This window comes from Qipengyuania pelagi (assembly GCF_009827295.1).
GTDB classification, from domain to species: Bacteria; Pseudomonadota; Alphaproteobacteria; order Sphingomonadales; family Sphingomonadaceae; genus Qipengyuania; species Qipengyuania pelagi.
In genome coordinates, this window is record NZ_WTYD01000001.1 from 994,749 (window position 1) to 1,020,692 (window position 25,944).

Sequence of the window (25,944 nt, forward strand, 5' to 3'; positions counted from 1 at the left end):
GCTGCGCTCCGGTGCGTGAGCGCGAGCTGAACGCCGGACTGGCTCAATGCCCCTGCTTGCGGCTCAATTCGCGCATGGCATCGTCCAGCCCGTCCAGCGTGAGCGGATACATCCGAGCATTGACCAGCTGCTTCATCACACGGGTCGACTGCGAATAGGACCACTGCTTTTCAGGCACGGGATTGAGCCAGACGGTCGCCGGATAGGTATCGGTGACCCGCTTCATCCAGGTTACGCCCGCTTCCTCGTTCATATGCTCCACGCTGCCGCCCGGATGCGTGATCTCGTAAGGAGACATGGCCGCATCGCCTACGAACACGACCTTGTAGTCATGGCCGTATTTGTGAAGCACGTCCCAGGTTTTGGTCCGTTCCTGCCAGCGGCGCTTGTTATCCTTCCACACGCCTTCGTACAGGCAATTGTGGAAATAGAAGAATTCGAGGTTCTTGAATTCACTCGTCGCGGCGCTGAACAATTCCTCGGTGATCTTGATGAAGGGGTCCATCGACCCGCCGACATCGAGGAACAGCAGCAGCTTGACGGCATTGCGCCGTTCGGGCCGCATATGGATGTCGAGCCAGCCCTGCTTCGCCGTGCCTTCGATCGTGGCATCGATATCGAGTTGGTCGGCCGCCCCTTCGCGCGCGAAACGGCGCAGGCGCCGCAGCGCCATCTTGATATTGCGGGTGCCCAGCTCCTTGGTGTTGTCGAGATTCTTGAACTCGCGCTTGTCCCACACCTTGATCGCGCGCTTGTGCCGACTTTCGCCGCCGATCCGCACGCCTTCGGGGTTGTAGCCGGAATTGCCGAAGGGCGAGGTTCCGCCCGTGCCGACCCATTTGTTGCCGCCCTGATGGCGCTCTTTCTGCTCCTCAAGCCGCTTCTTGAGCGTGTCCATGATTTCGTCCCAGTCGCCCAGCGACTTGATCTTCTCCATCTCCTCTTTGGAGAGGAATTTCTCGGCCACGGCCTTCAGCCAGTCTTCCGGCACCTCGACCGGGTTCTGGCCGTAATCGGTCAGGATACCCTTGAAGACTTTCTGGAACACCTGATCGAAGCGATCGAGCAGCCCTTCGTCCTTAACGAAGGTGGCGCGGCTGAGATAATAGAAGGCTTCCGGCGTTTCTTCGATCACCTGCCTGTCGAGTGCCTCGAGCAAGGTCAGGTGTTCCTTGAAACTGGCGGAAATGCCCGCCTCGCGCAGCTCGTCGACGAAATTGAAGAACATGATCGGTGCTCTATCGGAGATGCGATAGCGACGCCAGCGCAAGAACGATCGTCGAAAATCGAAAGCGTTTACCCCGTTCTAACCAAATCGGACGCAAGACGGGCCCGCGACCATCAATGGGGGACCGCCAAGAATGGATATGAAGCCACTGGACGTGCGTGCGGCAAAGGCGCTCGACCTCATTCCTGAGTCCTGCGGCAAGGTGACCGTTGGCTGTTCCGAGGTCGCAGGCATCGTCCAGGCGGTGATCGACAGCTCGGCGCGCCTTCGCGACGAACACGCGGAATTGCAGGATACGGTCCGCGAGCTCGAGCGCGATCAGCGGCGGGTCTCCGAAGCCAGCGACGAGGCGCGCATCCTGTCCGCGCGTGCGATCGATCGCCTGGGGCAGGGCGCCAGTCAGATCGAAGGCTCGCTCGCACAGATTTCCGGCCTTCTCGACCTCGTCGAAACGCTCGCCACGCATGTGACCGGGTTTGCGGCGGCGATGGAGCAGGTTCAGCGGTGTTCGCAGGACATCGAACAGATCGCCGAAACCACCAATATCCTCGCGCTCAATGCGACCATCGAGGCGATGCGGGCCGGAGACGCGGGGCGCACCTTCGCGGTCGTCGCCAACGAAGTAAAATCGCTCGCGGCGGAGACTCGCAAGGCTACGGACGAGATTTCCAGCGTGATCGGAACGCTCGGTAGCGAGGCCGCCACAGTGATCGAGCGGATCGAGATCGGAGCGAAGGCGAGCAGCGAGGCCAAGACATCGGTCAGCAATTTTGAGAAAATGCTTGGCAATGTCGTTTCGCTGGTGCGCGATGTCGATTCGCAGAACGACCAGATCGCAAAGGCGAATGGGATGATGACCGCGGGCGTTGCGCGGGTTCAGACCGTCTTCGATCAGTTCGACCGTGCGGCAAGCGACAACGAAAGCAAACTACAAAGCGCCCACGCGCAGATCGAGGATCTCGAACTGGTTGCCAGCGAGATGTTCGACCGGATCGTGAAGGCGGACCTGTCACCCCAGGACGCGCTCATGGTTGAAAAAGCCAAGGAGCGCGCGGCGCAGGTGACGCGCATCGCGCAGGACGCCCTCGCGTCGGGCGCGGTGACTATGCGCGATCTCTTCGATACGGATTATCGTCCGATCGAAGGCAGCAATCCTCCCCGCTTCCGCACCGCTTTGATGGATTGGGCGCATGAAAACTGGCGTCCCGTGCTGGACGAGAGCGCCGGTCTGCCCGGCGTCCTGGCAGCGGCCTGTACCGATATGAACGGCTATCTGCCGACCCACCTGACCAAGCATTCGCAGGCGCCGACCGGCAATCTCACGCACGATACCACTTTTTGCCGGAACGGGCGCAAGATCTTCGATCCGATCGACCAGAAGGCGAAAGTCTGCCCCGACGATTTCATGATGGCGGTTTATCGCCAGGAAGGCGACGGCAAGACATTTCGCGTGACCCGCAACGTCTATGTGCCCATCGAGATCGAAGGCCGACGCTGGGGCAATTTCGAACTCGCTTACATGATCGAGGACGAGAGTCGCGCCAGCGCGGGGAGCGGACCCGCTCTTCCTTATTTCATCTCGTCAACTCGATGAGTGCCTGACGCCGGAGCGGACGTCTAGCTCTGGCGGCGCGCCATGAAGGCGAGGCGTTCGAACATCATCACGTCCTGCTCGTTCTTGAGCAGCGCGCCATGCAGCGGCGGGATCGCCGAATTGGGATTGCTGTCCTGCAGCACTTCAAGCGGCATATCCTCGTTCAGCAGCAATTTCAGCCAGTCGAGCAATTCGCTGGTGCTGGGCTTCTTTTTCAGGCCCGGTACTTCGCGCAGCTCGTAGAACATGTCCATCGCGCGGCTGACGAGCGTCTTCTGAATGTTCGGGAAATGGACGTCGATGATCTCGCGCATCGTCTCGCGATCGGGGAACTTGATGTAGTGGAAGAAGCAGCGACGCAGGAACGCGTCGGGCAATTCCTTCTCGTTGTTCGAGGTAATCACCACGATCGGCCGCTCCTTCGCCGCGATCGTTTCGTGGGTCTCGTAGACATCGAAGCTCATGCGATCGAGTTCCTGCAACAGGTCGTTCGGAAACTCGATATCGGCCTTGTCGATTTCGTCGATCAGGAGAACGGGCAGCCGCTCGCTGGTGAAGGCCTCCCACAATTTGCCCTTCTTGATGTAGTTCGCGATGTCATGGACGCGCTCGTCACCCAATTGCCCGTCACGCAGGCGCGCCACCGCGTCGTATTCGTAAAGACCCTGCTGCGCCTTGGTGGTCGATTTGACGTTCCATTCGATCAGCGGGGCATCCACCGCTTTCGCGATTTCGTGCGCCAGCACGGTCTTGCCCGTACCCGGCTCCCCCTTGACAAGGAGCGGGCGGCGCAAGGTCACCGCAGCGTTCACCGCCACTTTCAGATCCTCGGTGGCGATATAGGAGCTGGTGCCTTCGAAGCGCTGCGTCATGTATGGTCCTTACGTCGGAATGCGTCTGGATGCCCGGTTAGGGGTGGTGGCGGTTCGGAGCAAGAGGGGCGGCCAATCGGACGCGGCGAGCGTCCGGGCGCATTCGCTACCGCAGCGCCAGTATCCGCACGGCAAGAAGGCCGAGGGCTGCATTTTCGACCGGGGCCTCCGGGTTCAGCCAACTCGTCGCAAGCATATGCCACTGGCCCGCCTCGTCCCTGAGCAGCCAGGTCAGGTTGAGCACGCCGGTTTCCGAGCCTCCCTTGAACCCGGCATAGGCCCAGCCCGCACGCTGCGTTTCGGACAATTGCGGGCTGACGGCGAGGATGTCGAACAGCACGGGATCGTCCAGCGCCACCAGCGCGCGCAGCAGTTTGCGCTCGTCTTCCATGCTGGCGAACCATTCGAGCTCCTCGACCAGATTCGGTTCGCCCAGCGCCGCGACGACCTCGTCGGTTGTCACCCCGTCGCCATCCAATCCGACGAGCATCGCGCGCCGCGTGGGGATATCGGCAGCGGCATAGGCGGGTCCTGTGTCGAGCGTCTTCAGGAGGAACAATTCGCGGGTGGTCAGGAAGGGGAGGCTGCGCTCTGGCGCCGAATGGCCGGTGCGGCGCAGGAAATCCTCGACCCGGTCGCGCCCGACGAGGCGAAGCAGCGTATCGGTGGCGGTGTTGTCGCTGATCGAGATCATGAGCGTCGCCAGCGATTGGACCGTCATGGGCGCGCCTTCGGGCCAGCTCTGGGTGATTCCACTGGGGAAGCTCGCCTCGCCGAGGGGCACCACCTGATCCCAACGCAGCCGCCCGTCCGCCACCGCTTCGCTCACCGCGCCGAGAACATAGAGCTTGAAGGCCGAGCCTAGTGCGAACTGGCGATCGACATCACCATAAACGAAAACTGCTTCGCCATCGAGCGGGCCGAACCAGGCCGCCGTGGCGCCGGGCAGGGCCGCCAGATCCGCAGCGATCGCTTCGGCATCGCTCTGATCGGAGTCGCTTTCCGCGCCTTCACTGATAACAGGCGTGAAATCGGACAATTGCAGGCCCGCTATCCGCGCCTCGCCCGCATCGGCCAGGACCATCGTGCCCGATCCGATCGCCCGCTCGAACCGGATCGCGATGCGCGCGCGAAGCGGCCCCTGACGTTCTACCGATCCGACCCCGAGCACCGCGCCGAACTGGCTGGCGAGCTGGCTGTTCATCTGCGCCAGCGTTTCGGCGGGGATCTGGGCGAGGAATTGCGCAGTGAAGAGATCCTGAGGCGCGATCTCGCCGCGTAGCCAGCCTACGACATCGTTCGCGCGCCGGTCGAGCGGGCCCTGCTCGCTCGCACTCGCCTCCATTTCGGAATGCGCAGATGCCTGGACGGGCATGAGCAGCGCCAGTGCCAGCCCGGCGGCGATCGTGGGTAAACGCATCAAATTCCCCCCTTTTTCTCCTGCCGGGCACAATCGCGGTTTCGAACCTGTTGCGCAACCGTCTAGGCAGGGGGCGATCGCATCTGCAATGGAGTGGCCATGCCGACCGAACGCCTCACCATCACCTCGCCCGCCGGAAACGAACTCGCCGGATCGCTCGAACTGCCGACCGGGCTGGTGCGCGGGGCGGCGCTGTTCGCTCATTGCTTCACCTGCACCCGCCAGAGCCGCGCGGCAGTCCATGTCGCCCGCGCGCTCGCAGCGGAGGGGATCGCCTGCTTGCGCTTCGATTTCACCGGGCTGGGGGATAGCGAGGGAGAGTTCGGCCGCGCGGGCTTCGCCACCGATGTTGCCGATCTGGTTGCGGTCGGTGCCTATCTCCACGACCGGTTCGCACAGCCGATCCTGCTCGTCGGCCACAGCCTTGGCGGCGCGGCGGTACTGGCGGCGGCGGACGAGATCGGGCTGGGCCGGGTGGCGGCGATCGCGACCATCGCCGCGCCTGCCGATGTCCCCCATGTCCTCCAGCGCATCGACGGCGATCTTGCGGCGATCCGCAAGGACGGTGAGGGCGCGGTGACGATCGGAGGGCGCACGTTCCAGCTGGGCCGTGAATTCATCGAGCGGGTGGAAGGCGTCGACCTCCTGTCCGAAGTCGCGGCCCTGCGTCGTCCGCTGCTGTTCCTGCATTCCCCAACCGACGAACTGGTCGGGATCGAAAACGCCAGCGCTCTGTTCGGCGCGGCCAAGCATCCCAAGAGCTTCGTCAGCCTGGAGGCCGCCGACCACCTGCTGCTGGACGAGACCGATGCCCGCTTCGCGGCGAGCATCATCGCCAGCTGGGCGCACCGCTACATGCCCTTGGACGAGGATTGGCCGATGCCGGACGAAGGCGTCGTGGTCAGGACCGGCCATGGCAAGTTCGGGACCGAGGTCCACACCGCGACGCATCGGTTCGTCGCGGATGAGCCGCGCAGCATTGGCGGCGACGATAGCGGCCCGACGCCCTACGATCTGTTACTGGGCGCGCTCGGCACCTGCACCGCAATGACGATGACGATGTATGCGGATCGCAAGAAGTGGCCGCTCGAAGGTGTCTCGATCCATCTGACGCATGACCGCGACCATGCGAAGGATTGCGATCACTGCGAGGAAAGCGACGCCAAGGTCCAGTCGATCGATCGCAAGATTACTCTCGCCGGAGATCGACTGGACGACGCCCAGCGCGCACGGCTGATGGAGATCGCCGACATGTGCCCGGTCCACCGCACGCTGGAGGGCGAATTGCATGTGCACACGCGCACCGCGAAGCAGGATTAGGCCAGCAAGGCTATCACGCTGATCGCAAGGAAGAACAGCAGCATGACGATCGTCGACGCGCGCCACGCAAGCGAGGCATCCGCCATTCCGCGCCGCTGTGTCGTGTACCAGATCAGCCCGGTCGTCGCGATCGCGCAAGCGAGCATGAATCCGGTCGACGATCCGCCGGCCCAGCCGAGATACACGATCGCCGGTTGCAAAAGCACCTGAAGGACCAGCGCGCCCGCGAACCACGCGATCGGGATCGGGCGATAGACGGCATCGGATACGTACCAGTCGGGCAGGGCGGTGTCGGTCCGCGAAATCCGCCGCTCTCCCGCCATGATGTCGTCTTCTCTTTCACCATCCGCGAAATCGTCGTCACGCATCGATCATCTCGCGGTCCATGTCGCCCGCATTGTTCTGGATGAAGTTGAAGCGATGTTCGGGGTTGCGGCCCATCAGCTGGTCGACCAGTTCCTTGACGACCGCGCGCTGTTCGAATTCCTGGGGCAGGGTTATGCGGATCAGGCTGCGGGTGTCGGGGTCCATGGTGGTTTCGCGCAGCTGATTAGGGTTCATCTCGCCCAGGCCCTTGAACCGTCCGACTTCGACCTTCTTGCCCTTGAACACCGTGGCTTCCAGTTCCGCGCGATGCGCCTCGTCGCGGGCGTAGCGGCTCTCCTTGCCGGCAGTCAGGCGATAGAGCGGGGGCTGGGCGAGATAGAGATGCCCCTGCCGGACCAGTTCGGGCATTTCCTGGAAGAAGAAGGTCATCAGGAGCGTTGCGATATGCGCGCCGTCCACGTCCGCATCGGTCATGATGATGATCCGGTCGTAACGCAGCTGTTCAGGGTCGCAATCTTTGCGCGTGCCGCAGCCCATGGCGAGCGTCAGGTCCGCGATCTCGCTATTGGCGCGGATCTTGTCGGCGGTGGCGCTGGCGACGTTCAGGATCTTGCCGCGGATCGGCAGGATCGCCTGCGTCTTGCGGTTGCGCGCCTGCTTGGCGCTGCCGCCCGCGCTGTCGCCTTCGACGATGAAGAGCTCGGTCTCGCCCTCTCCCTCGCCCGAACAGTCGGTCAATTTGCCTGGGAGGCGCAGTTTCTTGGCGTTGGTCGCGGTCTTGCGCTTGATCTCGCGCTCGGCCTTGCGCCTCAGGCGTTCGTCCATCCGCTCCATTACCTGGCCGAGCAGCGCCTTGCCGCGATCCATATTGTCGGAGAGGAAATGATCGAAATGGTCGCGCACCGCATTCTCGACGAGGCGCGCGGCTTCGGGGCTCGTCAGGCGATCCTTGGTCTGGGACTGGAACTGCGGATCGCGGATGAAGACGCTGAGCATCACCTCCGCGCCCACCATCACGTCGTCCGCCGAAAGGTCCTTGGATTTCTTCTGACCGACCAGATCGCCGAAGGCGCGCAATCCCTTGACCAGTGCGGCGCGCAGGCCCTGTTCGTGGGTACCGCCATCGGGGGTGGGGACGGTGTTGCAATACCAGCTGGTCGATCCGTCCGAATAGAGCGGCCAAGCGATCGCCCATTCCACCCGTCCGGCCTCGTCGGCGAAATCCTGACGGCCGGTGAAGGGCTGGGCGGTTACGCATTCGCGCGCGCCGATCTGTTCGGCGAGGTGATCGGCAAGGCCGCCGGGGAATTTGAACACTGCCTCTGCGGGCACCTCCTCGCTCGCTAGCGTCTCGTCGCATTTCCAGCGGATTTCGACGCCCGCGAACAAATACGCTTTCGACCGGGCGAGCTTGAACAGCCGCTTGGCGCTGAAATTGCGGTCGCCGAAGATTTCGGTGTCGGGCGTGAAGGTGACCGTGGTGCCGCGCCGGTTGGGTGTCGGGCCCAATTCCTCGATCCCGCCGAGCGTCTGGCCTTTCGAAAATTCCTGCGCGTAAAGCTGCCGGTCGCGCGCGACCTCGACCCTTGTGTGCGAGGACAGGGCATTCACCACGCTGACGCCGACGCCGTGGAGGCCGCCGCTGGTGGCATAGGCCTTGCCGGAGAATTTGCCGCCCGAATGGAGCGTCGACAAAATCACTTCGAGCGTGGATTTACCCGGAAACTTGGGATGCTCCGCGACAGGAATGCCGCGCCCGTTATCCACTACGGTGACGCGGTTGCCGGTATCGAGCCGCAATTCGATCCGCGTGGCATGGCCCGCCACCGCTTCGTCCATCGCATTGTCCAGCACCTCGGCGACGAGGTGGTGCAGGGCGCGATCGTCCGTCCCGCCGATATACATACCCGGACGGCGGCGGACGGGTTCGAGGCCTTCGAGTACCTCGATCGAGGAAGCATCGTAATCGCCGCTGGAGGCGGGGGTGTTTTCGAAGAGATCGTCGGACATGGGCGATATATGCCCATCAGCCAGCAAGGTCACAAGCGCGCGCCACGCTCTGCCCCCAATCGAGTGACAAGGGGCGAGAGCTGGTGCTTGTTTGAGGCTCAGTCGTCGAAACGGTTCGGCGCGGGATCGACCACCACGACCTGGCCATTGCGGATCTCACGCACTTCGAAGGCGCGTTCGATCACGCCGCTGCGTCCAAAGCGGAAGGGGCCGTCGAGACCCACGAAGCCGCCGCTGTCGCGCAATTGCGAAACCGGGAAATCGCGCCCCACGCGCCAGTCGCGCGCCACGCGCAGGGTCAGCAGCACGGCATCGTAGCCGAGCGTCGAAATACGATAGGGTTGAGCGCCGAAGCGCGCTTCGTAACTGTCCACGAAGCGGCGATAGCGATCGTCCGAGACAGCCGAGAAAATCGCGCCGCGCAGGGCAGACGCCCGCGTGACGGAGGCATCCCCGCTCCACAATTCGGTGCCGATGATGAGCGTGTTGCCAGCGCCTCCGGGCTTCACCCGGCCCGCCGCCTGGGTGGCGAGGCGCGCGCTGTCGGCGATCAGGAGCCCGCCGAAGCCGCCGCGCGCCACCAGCCTGTCCATGGCCGATACGACCGAGGTATTGCCGCGCGCATAGCTTTCGCTTCCGACCACGCGCCCACCGAAATCGGCGACGGCGGTCTGCAAGGCGGCTTCGGCGCGGCGCCCGTATTCGCCATCCGGCGCGACGACCGCGAAATCGCGCACACCCTTGGCTTCGCGCGCATATTCGACCGAGCGGCGGATCGACTGTTCGGGAATCTGCCCCATCACGAACACGTCGGGAGACGCGATGGCGGCATCGTTGGAGAACGAGATCAGCGGCACATCGGCTCGGCGGGCCTCGGACAGGACAGCGCCGACATTCTCGCCCATCAGCGGGCCGAGGATCAGCTTGTTGCCATCGGCCACCGCCCGGCGCGCCGCATCGCGCGGATTGATCGCGGTGTCGTAGGCAGTGATCCGCAGATTGTTCGCATTGGTATCGAGGATAGCCATCGTCGTGGCATTGGCGATCGACTGGCCGACCGCGCCGTTTTCGCCCGACATCGGCACCAGCAGGGCGATGCGATGCCGGTCCCGATCCTGGGGAAGTCCGGTCTCGGTCGGTTCGGGCAGGGGGGCGTTCTCGATGGGGCGGCTCGGTACATCGGCGCCCCTCGGGATGATCGAACAGGCGCCCAGCAAGGCCGCGCTTCCGGCCGCCATGGCCAATCGGCGGGTGATTGCGAATGTCTTCATGCTTGCCCGGTCCCCGGTCCCTGGTTCATGGCTGTCGACGTGACCGACGAAGCGCCCGATCTCCAACCTCTTTCTCCCGGTCTCTACATCGTGGCGACCCCGATTGGCAATCTTGGGGATATCACCCTGCGTGCGGTGGACGTGCTGCGGCGTTGCGATGGCGTCGCGTGTGAAGATACGCGGGTGACGGGCAAGCTGATGAAACATCTCGGCCTGTCGAAACCGCTCTGGCGCTATGACGATCACAGCGAGCATCGCGATCGCGAGAGGCTGGTCAATTCGATGCGGGATCGCGCAGTCGCGCTGGTCAGCGATGCGGGAACGCCGCTGGTGTCGGACCCCGGCTATCGCCTCGTCAATGACTGCCGTGCGGAGGGGATACCGGTTACGGTGATCCCCGGTCCCTGCGCGGCGATTGCCGGGCTCACCCTGTCGGGCCTGCCGAACGATCGCTTCCTGTTCGCGGGGTTCCTGCCGAGCAAGGAAAAGGCGCGGCGGGACGCGCTGACGGATCTGTCCGGGATCGACGCCACGCTCGTCTTCTACGAGACCGCGCCGCGCCTTCTGAAGGCTCTGGCCGCCATCGGAGACGCGCTTCCCGAGCGCGAGATCGCGGTTGCGCGTGAATTGACCAAGCTGCACGAGGAATTGCGCCGCGGCCTCGCCCCCGGCCTGATTGCGTGGTTCGAGAAGCATCCGCCCAAGGGGGAGATCGTGCTGCTAATCGGTCCTCCGGTCGAAACCCATTCCTCAGTCGCGGATATCGAGGCGCTGCTGTGGGAGGCGCTGGATACCCTCAAACCCTCGCAGGCCGCGGCGCAGGTGGCCAAGGCGACCGGAGAGGACCGCAAGGCGCTCTATGCCCGCGCGTTGGAGATGCGCCGCGAATGAAGCGCCAGCTGGCGGAGAAGAACGGCCGCGAAGGCGAAACGCGCGCCGCGTTCTGGCTGCGTGCCAGGGGCTGGAGCATCCTCGCGAGCCGGGTGAGAACTCCGCGCGGCGAGATCGACCTCGTGGCGAAGCGCGCCGGACTGATCGCCTTCGTCGAAGTGAAATGGCGGCGCAACAAGGCCGATCTCGATCTCGCCATCGACGAACGCCGCCTCGCAAGAGTGGCGGCAGCGGTCGAATGCGTAGCGCATGACTATGCGACCCAGGGCGAGGATATCCGCATCGACGTGATCCTGCTTGCACCCGGCGCCCTGCCGCGCCACATCGCCAACGCCTGGCAGCCGTAAGGGTTTGCTCTTCGCTCCGAACGTCATGGCAAGGAGCGGGGCGACGCGGCAATTCAGGAGCCAAGCGCGCATCCGCCCCTGGATTGCTTCGCTTCGCTCGTAATGACGAACGGAAACGAGGTTGGTATGCCCTTGAGAGTAGCCGTCCAGATGGACCCGCTGGGATCGATCAAGATCGCGGGCGACAGTTCCTTCGCCCTGATGGAAGCCGCACAGGCGCGTGGGCACACGCTGTTTCATTACGACGTCGGCTCGCTCGTCTGGGAAAGCGATGGCAGTCCTCGCGGGAGGATCACGGCGATCGCGCGGCCTGTCACGGTCAAGCGGGTCGAAGGGGACCATTTCCGCGCCGAGGACCCGCGCAGGATCGATCTCGCTCGCGATATCGACGTGGTTCTGATGCGGCAGGACCCGCCCTTCGATCTCGGCTATATCAGCGCCGCCTTCATCCTCGACCGGCTGCGTGGCGAAACTCTGGTGGTCAACGATCCGCGCGAGGTCGTGAATGCGCCGGAAAAGATGTTCGTGCTCGATTACGCGCGCTTCATGCCGCCGACACTGATCGCGCGCAGCCTCGATACAGTACGCGCCTTTCAGGCCGAGCACGGCGCGGTCGTCGTGAAGCCGCTGCACGGGAACGGCGGCAAGGCGATCTTCAAGATCGACGCCGATGGCGGTAATCTGTCCGCCCTGTTCGAAGTCTTCAATCGCACCTGGCCCGAAGCGCATATGGTCCAGCCCTTCCTCCCCGAAGTGAGCGAGGGCGACAAACGGATCGTGCTGATCGATGGAGAATTCGCCGGCGCTATCAACCGCAAGCCGGGGGAGGGGGAATTCCGCTCCAACCTCGCCCAGGGCGGCTATGCCGAATCCGCTACCCTGACCGCGCGCGAGGAGGAAATCTGCGCTGCAATGGGCCCCGAACTGAAGAAGCGCGGCCTCGTCTTCGTCGGCATCGATGTGATCGGTGGCAAATGGCTGACGGAGATCAACGTCACCAGCCCGACCGGCATCGTCGCGATCGACCAATTCAACGGCACCGATACGCCAGGCCGCATCTGGGACGCGATCGAGCGGCGCCTGAACGCCTGAACCATTCGCGGGCCCGTCCGTTAGACGAGCCATGGACCATATTATCGTCGCCATCGTCGAGCGGCTCGGACTGTTCGGGATCGCGCTGCTCATGGCGCTGGAGAACATCTTTCCGCCCGTGCCATCCGAGGCGATCATGGGCTCCGCCGCGTTGGCGATCGAGCGCGGGACGTTCACCTTCTGGGAGATTCTCGCGGTCGGAACGGCGGGAACGCTGGCGGGAAATTACGTCTGGTTCTGGCTGGGCGACAAATGGGGCTACGAACGGCTCGGCCCGTTCATCGATCGTTGGGGGCGCTGGCTGACACTCGAATGGGAGGATGTCGAGGCGGCGTCTCACTTCTTCCGCAGGCACGGCCATTGGGTCGTCTTCATCCTGCGCACGACGCCGGTGATGCGCACCATGATCAGCCTTCCGGCGGGGCTGGCGCATATGAACCCCTGGAAATTCTGCATCTTCACCGCAGCGGGCGCGGCCCTGTGGAACGCGATCCTGATCGGCGGGACGCAATGGCTGGCGCGCACTTTCGGGGATAGCGGCTGGGTGGTGAGCGGGATCGTCATCGCGACGATCGTGCTGTCGGTGGTCGGCTATCTCTGGCGGTTCATGACCTGGAAGCCGCGCGCCAGGCGCTAGTCGTCGGCGCGGGAGTGAGCGCGCGGATGGGCGGTGCGATAGGCGTCCAGCATCGTCGCCGCATCCACCTTGGTGTAGATCTGCGTCGAGCCGAGGCTCGCATGGCCGAGCAATTCCTGAAGACTCCGCAGATCGGCGCCCGCGCCCAACAGGTGGGTCGCGAAGCTATGGCGAAGCGCATGGGGCGTGGCGGTTGCCGGAAGGCCAAGCGCGATCCGGGCCTGTGCAACAGCCTTCTGCACCATCCCCTGAGATAGCGGACCGCCCTTGGCCCCGCGAAAAAGAGCATCCTCGGGTCCAACCGCGAATGGCTGAAGCCTGAGATACTCCGCGACCGCATCGCGCACGAGCGGAAGGATCGGCACCACGCGCTGCTTGCTGCCCTTGCCGGTCACGGTCAGCCGGTCGCCGAGCGGGGCATCCTCGAAGCGAAGCGACAGCGCCTCGGCGATGCGCAGCCCGGCGCCATAGAGCAGCAACAGCACCGCCCGGTCGCGCGCTCCGATCCATTCCACTTGCGCCTGTTCCGACACCGTCTCAGCGAGGCCGACGGCATCATCGGGCGTGACCGGACGTGGCAGGCCCTTCTTGATCCGCGGCCCGCGCAGGCGCGGGGCGGCGCGCTCATCCAGCCCCGCCTGTTCGCGAGCGAAACCGAGAAAGCTCTTCAGGGCCGATAATTCTCGCGCAACCGAGGCGTTCGACAGGCCGTCCTGTCGCCGCTCCGCCAAATGGCTGCGCAATCGCGCCGTATCGACCTGTGCGAGCGTTGCGAAATCCTGCGCGTCGGTTGCCTCGATCAGCCGCCGCGCCGCAACGGTATAGGCACGCACTGTGTGGGGCGATCGCCGCCGCCCGTTTGTCAGATGCCCATGCCACGCCTCGAGAAGATCGGCCTTGCTCACGCGGCGACCAGATCGGCAGGCACGAGGTCCGCGAGCAGCGCGTCGAGCAGGGGCATCCCGGCGGGTGTGACGACGATCCGGTCGCCTTCCCGCCGCGCGAGGCCGAGCCTTTGGTGGAGTGCCAGCTTGTCCGCTTCGATCAGGCGCTCCGGCGCAAACCCGAACCGGCCACCGAGCGATGCGAGATCGACGCCTTCGGCAAGGCGCAGACCCATCAACAGCGCCTCGCTCGCCTGTTCGGATTGGCCCAGCGCACGCTCGTCCTGAACGCCGTTGCCTTGCTTTGCGACGGCGGCGAGATAGTTCTCGGGCTTCTTGTGGCGCATGGTCGCCATGGCGCTCCGCCGCCCATGCGCGCCCGGCCCGATCCCGACATAATCGCGATAGCGCCAATAGGTGAGGTTATGGCGGCTCTCCTCGCCCGGGCGAGCATGATTGCTGATCTCGTAGGCGGGAAGGCCCGCCGCCCGGGTCATTTCCTGCGTCTGTATATAGAGATCGGCGGCCCGTTCATCGTCGAGCGGGGTGAAGATCGCGCGCCGCACATCGGTGGCGAAGCGCGTCTGCGGTTCGATCGTGAGCTGATAGAGCGAGAGATGGCCGGTCCCGAATTCGAGCGCGCGCGTCAACTCCCGGCGCCACTGCGCCTCGCTCTGTCCGGGGCGGGCGTAGATAAGGTCGAAACTCACCCGGCCGAAATGGCGCTGTGCGGTGTCGAGTGCGACCAGAGCCTCGCTCGCATCGTGGAGGCGACCGAGGAAGCGCAGGACATTGTCGTCCAGCGCCTGCACGCCGAGCGAGACGCGATTGACACCCGCCGCCGCCAGCGCACCGAGCTTGCTCGTTTCGACCGAGGAGGGATTGGCCTCAAGCGTGATTTCGATACCGGGCGCGAAGCCCCATAATCGTTCGGCTTCGGACAAGAGGCGCGCGACCAGTTCGGGTGGCATCAGGCTGGGCGTGCCACCGCCGAAGAAGATACTCTCGAGCGGTTCGCCCGCAGCTAGCTCCGCCTCGAAGCGCATATCCGCCAGCAGGGCGGCTTCCCAGGCAGCCGTGTCGACGCCGCTGCGGACATGGCTGTTGAAATCGCAATAAGGGCATTTCGCCAGACAGAACGGCCAGTGGATGTAAAGCGCGCGCGCCATCGAATTCTGTCCAAACCTTTCAGCAAATCTTAATCCCGATCAGGCGAAATCGGCGCCATGGGACGGGTAGGGTTTCGCGCGGCCATCGCCAGCGCTCTCGCACTGACTATTGCCACGGCAGCGCCGCTTTCCGCAAGCGAGCGTGCACCCTCCGCGCGTAACGCGCCAAGCGAGTACAGTGCGAGAGGTCAGCGGATCCGCCAGGCAAATTATTCGGTCCGCCAGACATCCGATCACGCTTCGCGCATTCTGGCGCTGCACAATGCCGAACGCCGCCGCCTGCGCGTGCCCGATCTCGTCTGGAATGCCCACCTCGAACGCGAGGCCGCAGAATGGGCGACTTATCTGAGCCGCAGCGGCGTGCTGCAACATGCCGACGATCGCACCCGCAACGGGACGGGCGAGAATCTGTGGATGGGCACGTCTGGCGGTTGGGATGTCGACGGCATGGTCGGCATGTTCCTCGACGAGCGTCGCCATTACCGCCACGCCACCTTTCCCGATGTGTCGAACACCGGAAACTGGGCGGATGTCGGCCATTACACCCAGATCGTCTGGCGCGATACGCGCGAGGTCGGCTGCGCGGTGGCGAGTGCGCGTGGGAACGACGTCCTGGTGTGCCGCTATTTCCCCGCCGGCAATGTGATGGGCCGCCGCGCGCATTAGGTTCGCACAGCTAGCTGCCGAACTGCTCCGCCACCAGCTTCGCAAAGGCATCGGCCCGGTGGCTGATGCGGTGCTTTTCCTCCGGGGCGATCTCGGCGAAGGTCTGGTCGTGGCCTTCGGGCACGAAGACCGGGTCGTAGCCGAAGCCCAGTTCGCCACGCGGCGGCCAGGTCAGCGATCCGGGCGCGATCCCTTCGTAAACGGCAAAGTCTCCATCCGGCCAGGCAATGGCGAGGACGCAATGGAAAGCGGCGCTGCGGTCGACATCGTCTCCACGCTCGCGCAGCAATCCCTCGACCTTGCCCATCGCCATGAACCAGTCGCGCCCCGGCTCGCCCTCGAACCATTGCCGCTCTGCCCAGTCAGCGGTGTAGACCCCCGGCCGCCCGTCGAGCGCCTTGACCGAAAGCCCGCTATCGTCGGCCAGCGCCGCCATGCCCGACGCTTCTGCCGAGGCACGTGCCTTGATCAGCGCGTTCTCGACGAAGGTGGTGCCCGTTTCGGCAGGCTCGGGCAGGCCGAGCGATCCGGCGGAGAGGCATTTCACGCCGTAGGGGTCCAGCAGGGCGCCGATCTCGCGGAGTTTGCCCGCATTGTGCGTGGCGATCACCAGCGAGCCGGAGCCGAGCCTCCTCACGCGCGCACCGCGTCTGCCTGCGCAGTGAAGATACGGTCGCACCCGATCCGGGCGAGGCGGAGAAGGCGGAGGAGGCCTTCCTCGTCGAACGGGGCGCCTTCCGCCGTAGCCTGCGCCTCGGCGATCTTGCCGCCTTCGATGAGGACAAAATTCGCATCCGCCTCCGCATTCGAATCCTCGGGGTAGTCGAGGTCGAGCACCGGCGTATCCTTGTAGATACCGCAGGAGATTGCGGCGATCCGGGCGGTGATCGGGTCTTCCTTGATGAGCCCCTGCTTCATCAAACCATCCACCGCGAGCCGCAAAGCAACCCAGGCGCCGGAGATCGAGGCGGTGCGGGTCCCGCCATCGGCCTGAAGCACGTCGCAATCGACCGTGATCTGTCGCTCGCCGAGCTTCTTGAGATCGACCACACTGCGCAGGCTGCGCCCGATCAGGCGTTGAATTTCCTGCGTGCGTCCGCCGAGCTTGCCCTTCACCGCCTCACGCATGCTGCGCGTGTGCGTCGAACGGGGCAGCATTGAATATTCCGCCGTGACCCAGCCTTCGCCCTTGCCGCGCAGCCAGGGCGGGGTGCGATCTTCGATGCTGGCATTGCACAGCACCTTGGTCTCGCCGAAACTGATCAGGCACGATCCTTCGGCGTGCTTGGTGAAACCGGTCTCGATGGAAATGGCGCGCATCTCGTCGGGCGCGCGTCCTGAAGGTCGCATGGGAATCTCCGAATTGGGAAAACGTGATCGGTCCGATACGCGCTTGGGGCTTGAGGCCGCAAGGGGATGGGTTAGATTGATGCCATGCCGACGCCGCCCATCACCGAATTGACCGACCGCGCGCGGGATATCTTCCGGCTCGTGGTGGAAGGCTATCTCGAAAGCGGACAGCCGGTGGGGTCGAAGACCTTGGCAGGCGGCTCCGGCCTCAATCTCTCGCCCGCCTCGATCCGGTCGGTGCTGGCCGAACTCGAACAGCGGGGCCTCCTCGCCGCGCCGCATACGAGTGCCGGGCGGATGCCGACCGATAGCGGTTTGCGGCTGTTCGTCGATGCGATGATGCAGGTTGCGGAACCGACCGATCACGAGCGCGCCGCCATTCGCCAACGGATCGAGGAACCGGGCCCGATCGAGCAGGCACTGGAGGAAACGAGCGCGCTGTTGTCCGATCTGACCGGTGCCGCGGGCATGGTGATGGTGCCGCGGCGCGAGCATCGACTGGCGCAGATTTCGCTAGCCTCCATCGATGCGAACCGCGTTCTTGCCGTCTTGGTCGGTGAGGACGGCCATGTCGAAAATCGCATCCTGCCGCTTCCCGCCGCATCCTTCGGCACCTCGCTCGAACAGGCGAGCAATTATCTCACCCGCCGCGCTGCCGGGCGCACTCTCGCCGAAGCTGCGGCGCTGATCGACAAGGAAATCGCGGGCGGCCGCAGCGCGCTGGACGATGCGAGCCGCGATCTCGTGCGGCGCGGACTGGCGATCTGGTCGGAGGACGGGGCCAAGCGCCCGGTTCTGATCGTGCGCGGACAGGCGAACCTGCTCGACGAAACCGCGCTCGGCGATATTGATCGCGTCCGCTCGCTCATCGACGATCTCGAAAGCAAGCAATCGGTCGCCGCCCTGCTCGAACAGGCGCGCGATGCGCAGGCGACGCGCATCTTCATCGGAAGCGAGAACCGGCTGTTCTCGCTCTCCGGCTCCTCGGTCATCGCCGCGCCCTATCGCGACCGCGAGGGGCGGATCGTGGGCGTGCTGGGGGTGATCGGACCAACTCGGTTGAATTACGCGCGCGTGGTCCCCATGGTGGATTTCACCGCCCGCCAGCTGGGCAAACGCATCTGACAATATGGGTATTTCCGCGTGATCGAAGATAACGAACAGACACCGCGCGACGAAGCGGTCGAGAAGGAACTGGAAGGCGTACCGGAGCAGTTCCGGGACGATAGCGAAGACGAAGACGAAGCGGTCGAGGACTCGCTCGAAGACGCGCTGGCGGCCCTGCGCGGCGATCTCGAAAGCGCGAAGCAGGACGTGCTTTACGCCAAGGCCGAAACGCAGAACGTGCGCCGCCGCATGGAAAAGGACGTGCAGGACGCGCGCAATTATGCCGCGACCGGATTTGCGCGCGACATTCTGAGCGTGTCGGACAATCTCGCCCGCGCGGTCCAGTCCGTGCCCGAGGCGCTGCGCGAGGACGAGAAGTTGAAGGGCTTCATCGCCGGGATCGAGGCAACCCAGCGCGAACTCGACAAGGTCTTCGGCCAGCACGGCATCACCCGCATCGCCTCTACCGGGATGCCGCTTGATCCCAACCAGCATCAGGCCATGATCGAAATTCCGAGCGATGATCACGAACCGGGTACGATCGTTCAGGAAATGCAGGCCGGTTACATGATCAAGGATCGCCTGCTGCGCCCCGCCATGGTCGGCGTGGCGAAGAAGCCCGACTGATCGCTGAACGAGGGGATAAGACGATGAGGACTGCCATGGTCAAAGCGGCGGTCCTCGTCGCTGCCTGTCTTGCGATGCCGCTTGCGGCGCAGGAGGGCGATGCCGATGCGCAGCTCGACGCGCTCGCCGAAGCCTATCGCACTTATCAAATCGAGCAATCCGGCCGGATCGTCGAAGCCGACGGCACGACATCGCGCGGATCGCGCCTCGCGTCGGTCACGCCCGAGGCCAACGCCGCGCGCGCCGCGCAGGCGGAACGGTTTCTGGCGCAACTCGATGCTCTGGATCCCGAAGACTTCTCTGCCGAAGCGGCGATCGATGCCGCAGTGCTGCGCCATCTGCTCGAAACGGAGATCGGCGATGCACGGTTTCGCGAATGGGAAATGCCCTTTGACAGCGACAGCAATTTCTGGGGCTACCTCGCCGAGCGGAGCGCGCTAGGCAGCGTCGAGGAATATGACCGCTATATCGCGTGGTTGAACGACCTTCCGCGCTATTTCTCCGAACAGGAGGCGAATGCGCGGGCCGGGCTGGCACGCGGCTTTTCCGTCCCCCGCGTGACGCTGACAGGGCGCGATGCGTCGCTCGAAGCCTACGTCGTCGACGATCCCGAGACCAGCCCGTTCTGGGCCGCCTTCGCGCAGATCCCCGATCGCTTCCCTGCCGCCGAGCGCGAACGGCTGCGAAACGAAGGCCGCGCGGTTATCGACGACAAGGTCACGCCCGCCTTTGCCGATTTCCTGCGCTTCTTCCGCGAAGACTATCTTCCGCAGACCCGCACCTCGCTGGCAGCCGAAGCCATGCCGGATGGCCCTGCCTATTATCAGCAGCAGATCGAGGAATACACGACGCTCGACCTGACGGCGGAGGAGATCCACCGCATCGGCCTCGACGAAGTGGCGCGGATCACCGCCGAGATGGAGGCAGTGAAGGCGGAGGCTGGGTTCGAGGGCAGCCTGCCCGAATTCGTCACCTTCCTGCGCACCGATCCGCAATTCGTGGCGCGCACGCCCGACGAATTGATGGGCGTATCGGCCTACGCCGCCAAGCGTGTCGACGGCGTGATCGCGGATTATTTCGGCTTCCTGCCGCGCCACCGCTTCACCATCCGCCCGGTCGATCCCGCGATCGCGCCATTCTACACGGCGGGGCGGGGCGGGCTCGATGCGTGTCAGATGAACACCTACGATCTCCCCTCGCGCCCGCTCTACAATATCCCTGCGCTGACGCTGCACGAATGCATTCCGGGCCACAGCTTCCAGGCGGCAGTGGCATTGGAGCGCGAGGCGGCGCCGGCCTTCCGTCGGCAGACCTATTTCTCCGGCTTCGGAGAGGGGTGGGGGCTCTATGTCGAATATCTCGGCGAGGAGATGGGCATTTACCGCACGCCCTATGAACGCTTCGGGCGGCTGAGCTACGAAATGTGGCGCGCCGCGCGGCTCGTGATCGACACCGGCATCCATCATTACGGATGGAGCCGGGACCAGGCCGTGGACTACCTCGCCAGTCGCACCGCACTGTCGCAGCACGAGGTGGGGACCGAGGTCGATCGCTATATCAGCTGGCCGGGACAGGCGCTGTCCTACAAATTGGGCGAACTGACGATCCGCCGGGTACGCGCCAAGGCCGAAGCGGAGCTGGGCGAGGCGTTCGATATCCGCAAGTTCCACGATATCGTGCTGGCGCTGGGATCAGTTCCGCTCCCGGTACTCGAGGCGAGGATCGACGCCTTCATCGCTGATGGCGGTCAGGGTTTGCCGCAGGTGACCTACGACTGAACCGCCGCGTCAGCGGGAACGGGCGGCCAGCCAAACCGTAAGTCCCTCCGAAGCTTTCAAAATTCAGGAGAGACCCGATGAACGCCAAGATGATCCTCGCCCCCGCGCTCGCGCTTTCGACCATGAGCCTCGGCGCCTGTGCTGAGAACTATGCGGCGGAAGGCGGTCTTGGCGGTGCAGCCATCGGGGCCGGCATCGCTGCCGTGACCGGAGGCGACATTTCGCGATACGCGCTGGCCGGTGCCGCCGCTGGTGCGCTGGCAGGCTATTTCGTCGACAAGAACGATGGATGTGACGGGTATGACCGCGACGGTTATCTCGACGAGGATTGCTTCGGCACGCAAGGCTATCCGGTCGATCCGCGCCGCTGATCGTTTTTCAGACCGTTAAAAGGACGGCTCGTCTCCACCAATGCGGAGGCGGGCCGTTTTCTTACTCGCCAGTCAAGCTAGCAGATACAAAACGAGATACCGCGCGATCAGCAGGACCAGTAGAACGATCTGCACCTTTGGGCTGCGAACCAGCGCAGCGGCGATCATCAGCGCAATGAAGACGAGCGTCGCACCGATGGAGAGGGGGCTCATCAGAACCCCACGCAGCGCCTCGATCGACATCAGATAGGCCCATTGCACCGCCACCAGCGCGATCAGGATCGCAAAGATCGTGCGATGGACGCGGAAATAATGGATATCGAGATCCGCAAAGCGACGCGGATCGCCTGGGAAGACGAGGCGCGCGGCAAGGTAATAGGCGCTGGCGAACATCACCACGCCCAGCAATGTCGGCGTCGTCACCGACAGCAACGTTCGCACCGACCAGGCGAAGGCCCAGAAGGACATCAGGTCGAGCACTACGAACACAGCCATCAAGGGCGTAAGCCAGCCGATCCGAAAGGCGTTCTCCCCTCCATGAAATTCCGCCCCCGTCTTCACATCGTCGGCGAACTCGCGTTCCAGCACATTGCCGAGGCCGCCGATCAGGGAAACCAGCGAAAGGCCCAGCAAGAGGGCATAGAGCGCGAAGATGAATTCGAAATCGGTCATCCGCGGATCATGCCGGACTCGCACCGGGAAAGCGAACCAGCAGATCGTAGGCCGACACATCTGCCGCGCCCGCCAGTTTGACGCCGTTCCTGAGCCAGAAGGCGTGCTTCACGATCTCGGCCTGCTGTTCGATCCCGTAGCGATCGAGCGGCCAGCCCGGCTTGAGGCTGTAATCGTAGCGCGCCCACGGCATCCGGTGGGTCACGAGATACCATTGGCCCAGCGTTTGGGTCTGCCAGACATGGGTCAGTTCGTGGATCAGCAGGCCCTGACGGATCACGCTCTCGCGCGCGAAATCGTCGCAATAGGATTGGCCGCCGGGATGAAAATGTATATGCCCGCGTGGGGCCATCGTGGTCTTGCGAGGCTGGAAGAATGCCCATTTACGGCGTTTCAGCGTGACGCGGTCATAGTCGATCGCCGTGCCGAAGACCGAAGCCGCGATGCGCCTCTCGCCGGAGGTCAGCGCGCGCTCGCCGCCGACAGGGCAGGGGGGCGGCGCTTCGGCTTCGAGATCGACCGGATGCGCCAGCGCCGCCTCCGCGCGCCCTAGCGCTCTTCGCCCGCAGCCTGGATCGGCGCCGGGAAGGTGTGGTTGCGCCCGCCCGCTGCGGTCAGCGTGACCTGCGCGGTGCCGCCTTCGGCAAGGTTCGGGCCGAGATCGTAGACCATGACATGCTTGCCGCCCGGCTCGAACACCACGCTGTCGCCCGGTTGCAGCATCAGGGGCGGCATTTCCCCCATCGTCATCTCGAAATCGTATTCCATCATGTCGTGCAGCTGCGCGCTGCCCGCGCCTTCCACGCTGGCGCTGCGCAGGGCGATGTTCTTGTCGCCATCGTTCTTGACGGTGAAATAGACCGCCGCCGGATTGCCCGCGACGGGCGGCAGCATGAGGCGCGCATCGGTGACGGTGAGGCCGGCGATTGCGTTCGGATCGCTCTGCTCCGCGGGAGCCTCGGCTTGCGAACAGGCGGCCAGCGCCAGCGGCGCGGTGGCCAGCAGCAGGGCGGCGAAAACACTCTTCTTCATGGCGATATCCCTCTCGTCTCCATCGCGATCGTCCTAGCGGGGAGCGTCCCTTGTGCCAAGATTTCGCGCACCTATATCCCCTTCCATCACCCGAGCCGCCAAGGGGTTTCGCCTGATGGGAAGCCGACGGAGCGGTGTCCAACAACCGTTTTCTTGAATGGGGAAAGCATGAGCAAAGTAATCGGTATCGACCTCGGCACGACCAATTCCTGTGTCGCCGTCATGGATGGCGGAAAGCCCAAGGTCGTCGAAAATTCCGAAGGCGCGCGTACCACGCCCTCGATCGTCGCCTTCACCAAGGATGGCGAGCGCCTGATCGGTCAGCCTGCCAAGCGCCAGGCCGTCACCAATCCCGACAACACCCTTTTCGCGATCAAGCGCCTGATCGGTCGCCGGTTCGACGATCCGCTGACCAAGAAGGACATGGATCTCGTCCCCTATGACATCGTCAAGGGCAAGAACGGCGATGCGTGGGTCGAAGCGGGTGGCGAGGATTATTCCCCCAGCCAGGTTTCCGCCTTCATCCTCCAGAAGATGAAGGAAACCGCCGAAAGCTATCTCGGCGAAACCGTGACGCAGGCCGTCATCACCGTCCCCGCCTATTTCAACGACGCCCAGCGTCAGGCGACCAAGGATGCCGGCCAGATCGCCGGGCTTGAAGTCCTGCGCATCATCAACGAGCCGACTGCGGCCGCGCTCGCCTATGGGATGGACAAGGAAGACGGCAAGACCATCGCCGTCTACGACCTTGGCGGCGGCACGTTCGACGTCTCGATCCTCGAGATCGGCGACGGCGTGTTCGAAGTGAAGTCCACGAACGGCGACACCTTCCTGGGTGGTGAGGATTTCGACACCGCGATCGTCGAATATCTCGCCGACCAGTTCAAGAAGAAGGAAAACATGGATCTGCGGAGCGACAAGCTCGCGCTGCAGCGCCTCAAGGAAGCCGCGGAAAAGGCCAAGATCGAGCTGAGCTCGGCCCAGACCACCGAGGTCAACCTGCCCTTCATCACCGCGCGCATGGAAGGTGGCTCGTCCACGCCGCTGCACCTCGTCGAAACGATCAGCCGCTCCGACCTCGAAAAGATGGTCGGCGACCTGATCCAGCGCACGCTCGAACCCTGCAAGAAGGCTCTGGCCGATGCGGGGGTCTCGAAGGACGAGATCGACGAAGTCATCATGGTCGGCGGGATGACCCGTATGCCCAAGGTGCGCGAAGTCGTGGAGAAGTTCTTCGATTCCAAGCCGCATACCGGCGTGAACCCCGATGAAGTCGTGGCCATGGGCGCCGCCATTCAGGCGGGTGTTCTCCAGGGCGACGTCAAGGACGTGCTGCTGCTCGACGTGACGCCGCTTTCGCTCGGCATCGAGACGCTGGGCGGGATCATGACCAAGATGATCGACCGCAACACCACGATCCCGACCAAGAAGACTCAGACCTATTCCACCGCCGAAGACAATCAGAACGCGGTGACCATCCGGGTCTTCCAAGGCGAGCGTGAAATGGCGAGCGACAACAAGATGCTCGGCCAGTTCGACCTCGTCGGCATTCCCGCCGCGCCGCGCGGCGTGCCGCAGATCGAGGTGACGTTCGACATCGACGCCAACGGCATCGTTAACGTTTCGGCCAAGGACAAGGGCACCGGCAAGGAACAGCAGATCCGCATCCAGGCTTCGGGCGGCCTGTCCGACAGCGACATCGACCAGATGGTGCAGGACGCGGAAAAGTTCGCCGAAGAGGACAAGAAGCGCCGCGAAAGCGCCGAAGCCCGCAACCAGGCCGACAGCCTCGTCCACGCGACCGAAAAGCAGCTCGAAGAGCATGGCGACAAGATCGACGCATCGCTGAAGAGCGACGTCGAAACCAAGATCGCAGCGCTCAAGACCGCGCTCGAAGGTGACGACGTGGCCGAGATCGAGGCCAAGGCCAAGGATCTGACCGAAGCCGCCATGAAGATGGGCCAGTCGATCTACGAAGCCGAGCAGGCCAAGGCTGGCGATGCGGATGCCGGTGCCGCCGACACTGCGGAGAAGGACGACGACGTGGTCGACGCCGAATTCTCCGAAGTGGACGAAGACAGCAAGGCCTGATCGGTCTCATGAACTACGAGCCGCCACCGGTGCACACCCGCACCGGTGGCGGTTGATTTTTCGGGCGGGGAAAACATGTCAGCCACCGAAATCGACTTCTACGAAATCCTCGGCGTTTCGCGCGATGCGGACGGGGGGACCATCAAATCCGCCTATCGCAAGCTCGCGATGAAGCACCACCCGGACCGCAATCCGGGATGCGGCGAGAGCGAGGCGAAATTCAAGGCGATCAGCGTCGCCTATGACTGCCTCAAGGACCCGCAGAAACGTGCGGCCTACGATCGCTATGGCCATGCCGCGTTCCAGCAAGGCGGCGGGGGTCATGCGGGCGGCGATTTCGGGGATATCGGCGATATCTTCGAGACGATCTTCGGCCAGGCCTTCGGCGGGGGCGGACGCACCCAGGCGCGCCGCGGCGCCGATCTTCGCTACGACATGCAGATCAGCTTGGAAGAAGCTTTCCACGGCAAGGATACCCAGATCGAGATCGAGGTCTCGCAGGCGTGTGACGATTGCCATGGCACCGGCGCGCGGCCCGGCACGAGGGCGCGGACCTGCAATCTGTGTTCCGGCATCGGCAAGGTGCGCGCGAAGCAGGGCTTCTTCGTGGTCGAACGGCCCTGTCCCAACTGCCACGGGCGCGGCGAGGTCATCACCGATCCATGCCGCAGCTGCGGCGGCGAGGGCCGGGTGGACCTGCCGCAGAAGCTCGATGTCGAGATCCCGCCCGGTGTCGACACCGGCACGCGCATCCGGCTTTCCGGCAAGGGCGAAGCAGGCGCGCGCGGCGCCCCGGCGGGTGATCTCTATATCTTCCTGCACATCCAGCAGCACCCCATCTTCGAGCGTGACGGCACGACCCTGCTCACGCGCGTGCCGATCAGTTTCACCAAAGCGGCGCTGGGCGGGGAAATCGAAATACCCGATCTGGCTGGAAACCCGGTGACTCTGTCGATCCCGGCGGGGATCCAGTCGGGCCGCCAGTTGCGCCAGCGCGGATCGGGAATGCCCGTATTGCAAGGGCGCGGACGCGGCGACTTGGTGGTCGAGGTTCTGGTCGAAACGCCGACCAGGCTCAGCAAGGAGCAGCGGTCCCTGCTCGAACAGTTCCGCGAGACCGAGACAGGCGAGGAATGCCCGGAAAGCCGTGGCTTCTTCGACAAGATCAGGGAAGTTCTGGGCGGCTGA

General features: G+C 64.2%; 26 protein-coding genes. 13 read left to right on the forward strand and 13 right to left on the reverse strand.

The window, feature by feature from the left end:
* Positions 1 to 43: 43 nt before the first annotated feature.
* Positions 44 to 1,228, reverse strand: coding sequence for a vWA domain-containing protein (locus tag GRI47_RS04870; RefSeq protein ID WP_160660213.1), 1,185 nt, complete (start codon positions 1,226 to 1,228; stop codon positions 44 to 46).
* A gap of 133 nt (positions 1,229 to 1,361) precedes the next feature.
* On the opposite strand from GRI47_RS04870, the gene GRI47_RS04875 reads away from it, so the two are divergent.
* Positions 1,362 to 2,822, forward strand: coding sequence for a methyl-accepting chemotaxis protein (locus tag GRI47_RS04875; RefSeq protein WP_160660214.1), 1,461 nt, complete (start codon positions 1,362 to 1,364; stop codon positions 2,820 to 2,822).
* A gap of 23 nt (positions 2,823 to 2,845) precedes the next feature.
* Here GRI47_RS04875 and GRI47_RS04880 read toward each other — a convergent pair whose 3' ends face one another.
* A complete protein-coding gene (locus GRI47_RS04880) occupies positions 2,846 to 3,694 on the reverse strand; it encodes an AAA family ATPase (RefSeq protein ID WP_160660215.1) in 849 nt (282 codons plus the stop codon).
* Positions 3,695 to 3,800: 106 nt separating this feature from the next.
* Positions 3,801 to 5,114 (reverse strand): serine hydrolase, encoded by a 1,314-nt coding sequence (locus GRI47_RS04885; RefSeq protein WP_160660216.1) that lies wholly within the window; start codon positions 5,112 to 5,114, stop codon positions 3,801 to 3,803.
* Between the two features lie 99 nt (positions 5,115 to 5,213).
* Between GRI47_RS04885 and GRI47_RS04890 the strand changes: the two genes are divergently transcribed.
* Entirely contained in the window at positions 5,214 to 6,434 is a 1,221-nt protein-coding gene (locus GRI47_RS04890) for a bifunctional alpha/beta hydrolase/OsmC family protein (RefSeq protein WP_160660217.1), read from the forward strand.
* On the opposite strand, the gene GRI47_RS04895 is transcribed toward GRI47_RS04890, so the two are convergent.
* The 3 genes from GRI47_RS04895 to GRI47_RS04905 all read right to left on the reverse strand — a co-directional run bounded on the left by GRI47_RS04895 (position 6,431) and on the right by GRI47_RS04905 (position 10,042).
* Positions 6,431 to 6,802, reverse strand: coding sequence for a hypothetical protein (locus GRI47_RS04895; protein WP_160660218.1), 372 nt, complete (start codon positions 6,800 to 6,802; stop codon positions 6,431 to 6,433). The genes GRI47_RS04890 and GRI47_RS04895 overlap by 4 nt on opposite strands.
* The gene (gene parE, locus GRI47_RS04900; protein ID WP_160660219.1) at positions 6,795 to 8,771 is read right to left on the reverse strand and encodes a DNA topoisomerase IV subunit B; all 1,977 of its coding nucleotides are present in this window, start codon (positions 8,769 to 8,771) and stop codon (positions 6,795 to 6,797) included. Before parE ends, GRI47_RS04895 begins: the two co-directional genes overlap by 8 nt.
* A 98-nt stretch (positions 8,772 to 8,869) precedes the next feature.
* Complete coding sequence (locus GRI47_RS04905) at positions 8,870 to 10,042, reverse strand: penicillin-binding protein activator (RefSeq protein ID WP_202387183.1); 1,173 nt, start codon at positions 10,040 to 10,042, stop codon at positions 8,870 to 8,872.
* A gap of 27 nt (positions 10,043 to 10,069) precedes the next feature.
* On the opposite strand from GRI47_RS04905, the gene rsmI reads away from it, so the two are divergent.
* From rsmI to GRI47_RS04925, 4 genes are all read left to right on the forward strand, one after another.
* Positions 10,070 to 10,933, forward strand: a complete 864-nt coding sequence (gene rsmI, locus GRI47_RS04910) for a 16S rRNA (cytidine(1402)-2'-O)-methyltransferase (protein WP_160660220.1) — start codon at positions 10,070 to 10,072, stop codon at positions 10,931 to 10,933.
* Complete coding sequence (locus GRI47_RS04915; protein WP_160660221.1) at positions 10,930 to 11,280, forward strand: YraN family protein; 351 nt, start codon at positions 10,930 to 10,932, stop codon at positions 11,278 to 11,280. Before rsmI ends, GRI47_RS04915 begins: the two co-directional genes overlap by 4 nt.
* Positions 11,281 to 11,406: 126 nt before the next feature.
* Positions 11,407 to 12,372 (forward strand): glutathione synthase, encoded by a 966-nt coding sequence (gene gshB, locus GRI47_RS04920; protein WP_160661307.1) that lies wholly within the window; start codon positions 11,407 to 11,409, stop codon positions 12,370 to 12,372.
* Positions 12,373 to 12,403: 31 nt separating this feature from the next.
* Positions 12,404 to 13,009: a DedA family protein gene (locus GRI47_RS04925; RefSeq protein ID WP_160660222.1), complete on the forward strand. Its 606-nt coding sequence runs from the start codon at positions 12,404 to 12,406 to the stop codon at positions 13,007 to 13,009.
* Here the strand turns inward: GRI47_RS04925 and GRI47_RS04930 are convergent.
* Positions 13,006 to 13,914, reverse strand: a complete 909-nt coding sequence (locus GRI47_RS04930) for a tyrosine-type recombinase/integrase (RefSeq protein WP_160660223.1) — start codon at positions 13,912 to 13,914, stop codon at positions 13,006 to 13,008. The genes GRI47_RS04925 and GRI47_RS04930 overlap by 4 nt on opposite strands.
* A complete protein-coding gene (gene hemW / locus GRI47_RS04935) occupies positions 13,911 to 15,062 on the reverse strand; it encodes a radical SAM family heme chaperone HemW (RefSeq protein WP_160660224.1) in 1,152 nt (383 codons plus the stop codon). The genes GRI47_RS04930 and hemW overlap by 4 nt, the downstream gene beginning before the upstream one ends.
* Positions 15,063 to 15,119: 57 nt before the next feature.
* On the opposite strand from hemW, the gene GRI47_RS04940 reads away from it, so the two are divergent.
* Positions 15,120 to 15,728 (forward strand): CAP domain-containing protein, encoded by a 609-nt coding sequence (locus tag GRI47_RS04940; protein ID WP_160660225.1) that lies wholly within the window; start codon positions 15,120 to 15,122, stop codon positions 15,726 to 15,728.
* A 10-nt stretch (positions 15,729 to 15,738) separates the two neighbouring features.
* On the opposite strand, the gene rdgB is transcribed toward GRI47_RS04940, so the two are convergent.
* Both rdgB and rph read right to left on the reverse strand, forming a co-directional pair.
* Positions 15,739 to 16,365 carry an RdgB/HAM1 family non-canonical purine NTP pyrophosphatase gene (rdgB, locus tag GRI47_RS04945; protein ID WP_160660226.1) on the reverse strand — a complete coding sequence of 209 codons (627 nt, stop codon included), beginning with the start codon at positions 16,363 to 16,365 and terminating at the stop codon, positions 15,739 to 15,741.
* Positions 16,362 to 17,078 (reverse strand): ribonuclease PH, encoded by a 717-nt coding sequence (rph, locus tag GRI47_RS04950; RefSeq protein ID WP_160660227.1) that lies wholly within the window; start codon positions 17,076 to 17,078, stop codon positions 16,362 to 16,364. The genes rdgB and rph overlap by 4 nt, the downstream gene beginning before the upstream one ends.
* 84 nt (positions 17,079 to 17,162) lie before the next feature.
* Between rph and hrcA the strand changes: the two genes are divergently transcribed.
* The 4 genes from hrcA to GRI47_RS04970 all read left to right on the forward strand — a co-directional run bounded on the left by hrcA (position 17,163) and on the right by GRI47_RS04970 (position 20,961).
* Positions 17,163 to 18,203 carry a heat-inducible transcriptional repressor HrcA gene (gene hrcA, locus GRI47_RS04955; RefSeq protein WP_160660228.1) on the forward strand — a complete coding sequence of 347 codons (1,041 nt, stop codon included), beginning with the start codon at positions 17,163 to 17,165 and terminating at the stop codon, positions 18,201 to 18,203.
* 18 nt (positions 18,204 to 18,221) lie between these two features.
* Positions 18,222 to 18,812, forward strand: coding sequence for a nucleotide exchange factor GrpE (gene grpE / locus GRI47_RS04960; RefSeq protein ID WP_419956982.1), 591 nt, complete (start codon positions 18,222 to 18,224; stop codon positions 18,810 to 18,812).
* Between the two features lie 23 nt (positions 18,813 to 18,835).
* Complete coding sequence (locus GRI47_RS04965; protein WP_160660229.1) at positions 18,836 to 20,590, forward strand: DUF885 domain-containing protein; 1,755 nt, start codon at positions 18,836 to 18,838, stop codon at positions 20,588 to 20,590.
* Between the two features lie 77 nt (positions 20,591 to 20,667).
* The gene (locus tag GRI47_RS04970) at positions 20,668 to 20,961 is read left to right on the forward strand and encodes a glycine zipper domain-containing protein (protein WP_160660230.1); all 294 of its coding nucleotides are present in this window, start codon (positions 20,668 to 20,670) and stop codon (positions 20,959 to 20,961) included.
* Between the two features lie 72 nt (positions 20,962 to 21,033).
* Here GRI47_RS04970 and GRI47_RS04975 read toward each other — a convergent pair whose 3' ends face one another.
* Genes GRI47_RS04975 through GRI47_RS04985 form a run of 3 tightly spaced genes read right to left on the reverse strand, consistent with a single transcriptional unit; the run spans position 21,034 to position 22,665 of the window.
* Positions 21,034 to 21,633, reverse strand: a complete 600-nt coding sequence (locus tag GRI47_RS04975; protein ID WP_160660231.1) for a hypothetical protein — start codon at positions 21,631 to 21,633, stop codon at positions 21,034 to 21,036.
* A 7-nt stretch (positions 21,634 to 21,640) separates the two neighbouring features.
* The gene (locus GRI47_RS04980; protein WP_160661309.1) at positions 21,641 to 22,165 is read right to left on the reverse strand and encodes a vgr related protein; all 525 of its coding nucleotides are present in this window, start codon (positions 22,163 to 22,165) and stop codon (positions 21,641 to 21,643) included.
* Positions 22,166 to 22,182: 17 nt separating this feature from the next.
* Entirely contained in the window at positions 22,183 to 22,665 is a 483-nt protein-coding gene (locus GRI47_RS04985) for a copper chaperone PCu(A)C (protein WP_160660232.1), read from the reverse strand.
* 168 nt (positions 22,666 to 22,833) lie between these two features.
* Between GRI47_RS04985 and dnaK the strand changes: the two genes are divergently transcribed.
* Both dnaK and dnaJ read left to right on the forward strand, forming a co-directional pair.
* The gene (gene dnaK, locus GRI47_RS04990) at positions 22,834 to 24,756 is read left to right on the forward strand and encodes a molecular chaperone DnaK (protein ID WP_160660233.1); all 1,923 of its coding nucleotides are present in this window, start codon (positions 22,834 to 22,836) and stop codon (positions 24,754 to 24,756) included.
* A 75-nt stretch (positions 24,757 to 24,831) separates the two neighbouring features.
* On the forward strand, positions 24,832 to 25,944 hold the full coding sequence (gene dnaJ, locus GRI47_RS04995; RefSeq protein WP_160660234.1) for a molecular chaperone DnaJ: 1,113 nt from the start codon (positions 24,832 to 24,834) through the stop codon (positions 25,942 to 25,944).

Bases quoted from the DNA above. Each gene is read 5' to 3' on its own strand.
- GRI47_RS04870 (WP_160660213.1), bottom strand. From the start codon at position 1,228: ATGTTCTTCAATTTCGTCGACGAGCTGCGCGAGGCGGGCATTTCCGCC.
- GRI47_RS04875 (WP_160660214.1), top strand. From the start codon at position 1,362: ATGGATATGAAGCCACTGGACGTGCGTGCGGCAAAGGCGCTCGACCTC.
- GRI47_RS04880 (WP_160660215.1), bottom strand. From the start codon at position 3,694: ATGACGCAGCGCTTCGAAGGCACCAGCTCCTATATCGCCACCGAGGAT.
- GRI47_RS04885 (WP_160660216.1), bottom strand. From the start codon at position 5,114: ATGCGTTTACCCACGATCGCCGCCGGGCTGGCACTGGCGCTGCTCATG.
- GRI47_RS04890 (WP_160660217.1), top strand. From the start codon at position 5,214: ATGCCGACCGAACGCCTCACCATCACCTCGCCCGCCGGAAACGAACTC.
- GRI47_RS04895 (WP_160660218.1), bottom strand. From the start codon at position 6,802: ATGCGTGACGACGATTTCGCGGATGGTGAAAGAGAAGACGACATCATG.
- parE (WP_160660219.1), bottom strand. From the start codon at position 8,771: ATGTCCGACGATCTCTTCGAAAACACCCCCGCCTCCAGCGGCGATTAC.
- GRI47_RS04905 (WP_202387183.1), bottom strand. From the start codon at position 10,042: ATGAAGACATTCGCAATCACCCGCCGATTGGCCATGGCGGCCGGAAGC.
- rsmI (WP_160660220.1), top strand. From the start codon at position 10,070: ATGGCTGTCGACGTGACCGACGAAGCGCCCGATCTCCAACCTCTTTCT.
- GRI47_RS04915 (WP_160660221.1), top strand. From the start codon at position 10,930: ATGAAGCGCCAGCTGGCGGAGAAGAACGGCCGCGAAGGCGAAACGCGC.
- gshB (WP_160661307.1), top strand. From the start codon at position 11,407: ATGCCCTTGAGAGTAGCCGTCCAGATGGACCCGCTGGGATCGATCAAG.
- GRI47_RS04925 (WP_160660222.1), top strand. From the start codon at position 12,404: ATGGACCATATTATCGTCGCCATCGTCGAGCGGCTCGGACTGTTCGGG.
- hemW (WP_160660224.1), bottom strand. From the start codon at position 15,062: ATGGCGCGCGCGCTTTACATCCACTGGCCGTTCTGTCTGGCGAAATGC.
- GRI47_RS04940 (WP_160660225.1), top strand. From the start codon at position 15,120: ATGGGACGGGTAGGGTTTCGCGCGGCCATCGCCAGCGCTCTCGCACTG.
- rph (WP_160660227.1), bottom strand. From the start codon at position 17,078: ATGCGACCTTCAGGACGCGCGCCCGACGAGATGCGCGCCATTTCCATC.
- hrcA (WP_160660228.1), top strand. From the start codon at position 17,163: ATGCCGACGCCGCCCATCACCGAATTGACCGACCGCGCGCGGGATATC.
- GRI47_RS04965 (WP_160660229.1), top strand. From the start codon at position 18,836: ATGAGGACTGCCATGGTCAAAGCGGCGGTCCTCGTCGCTGCCTGTCTT.
- GRI47_RS04970 (WP_160660230.1), top strand. From the start codon at position 20,668: ATGAACGCCAAGATGATCCTCGCCCCCGCGCTCGCGCTTTCGACCATG.
- GRI47_RS04975 (WP_160660231.1), bottom strand. From the start codon at position 21,633: ATGACCGATTTCGAATTCATCTTCGCGCTCTATGCCCTCTTGCTGGGC.
- GRI47_RS04985 (WP_160660232.1), bottom strand. From the start codon at position 22,665: ATGAAGAAGAGTGTTTTCGCCGCCCTGCTGCTGGCCACCGCGCCGCTG.
- dnaK (WP_160660233.1), top strand. From the start codon at position 22,834: ATGAGCAAAGTAATCGGTATCGACCTCGGCACGACCAATTCCTGTGTC.
- dnaJ (WP_160660234.1), top strand. From the start codon at position 24,832: ATGTCAGCCACCGAAATCGACTTCTACGAAATCCTCGGCGTTTCGCGC.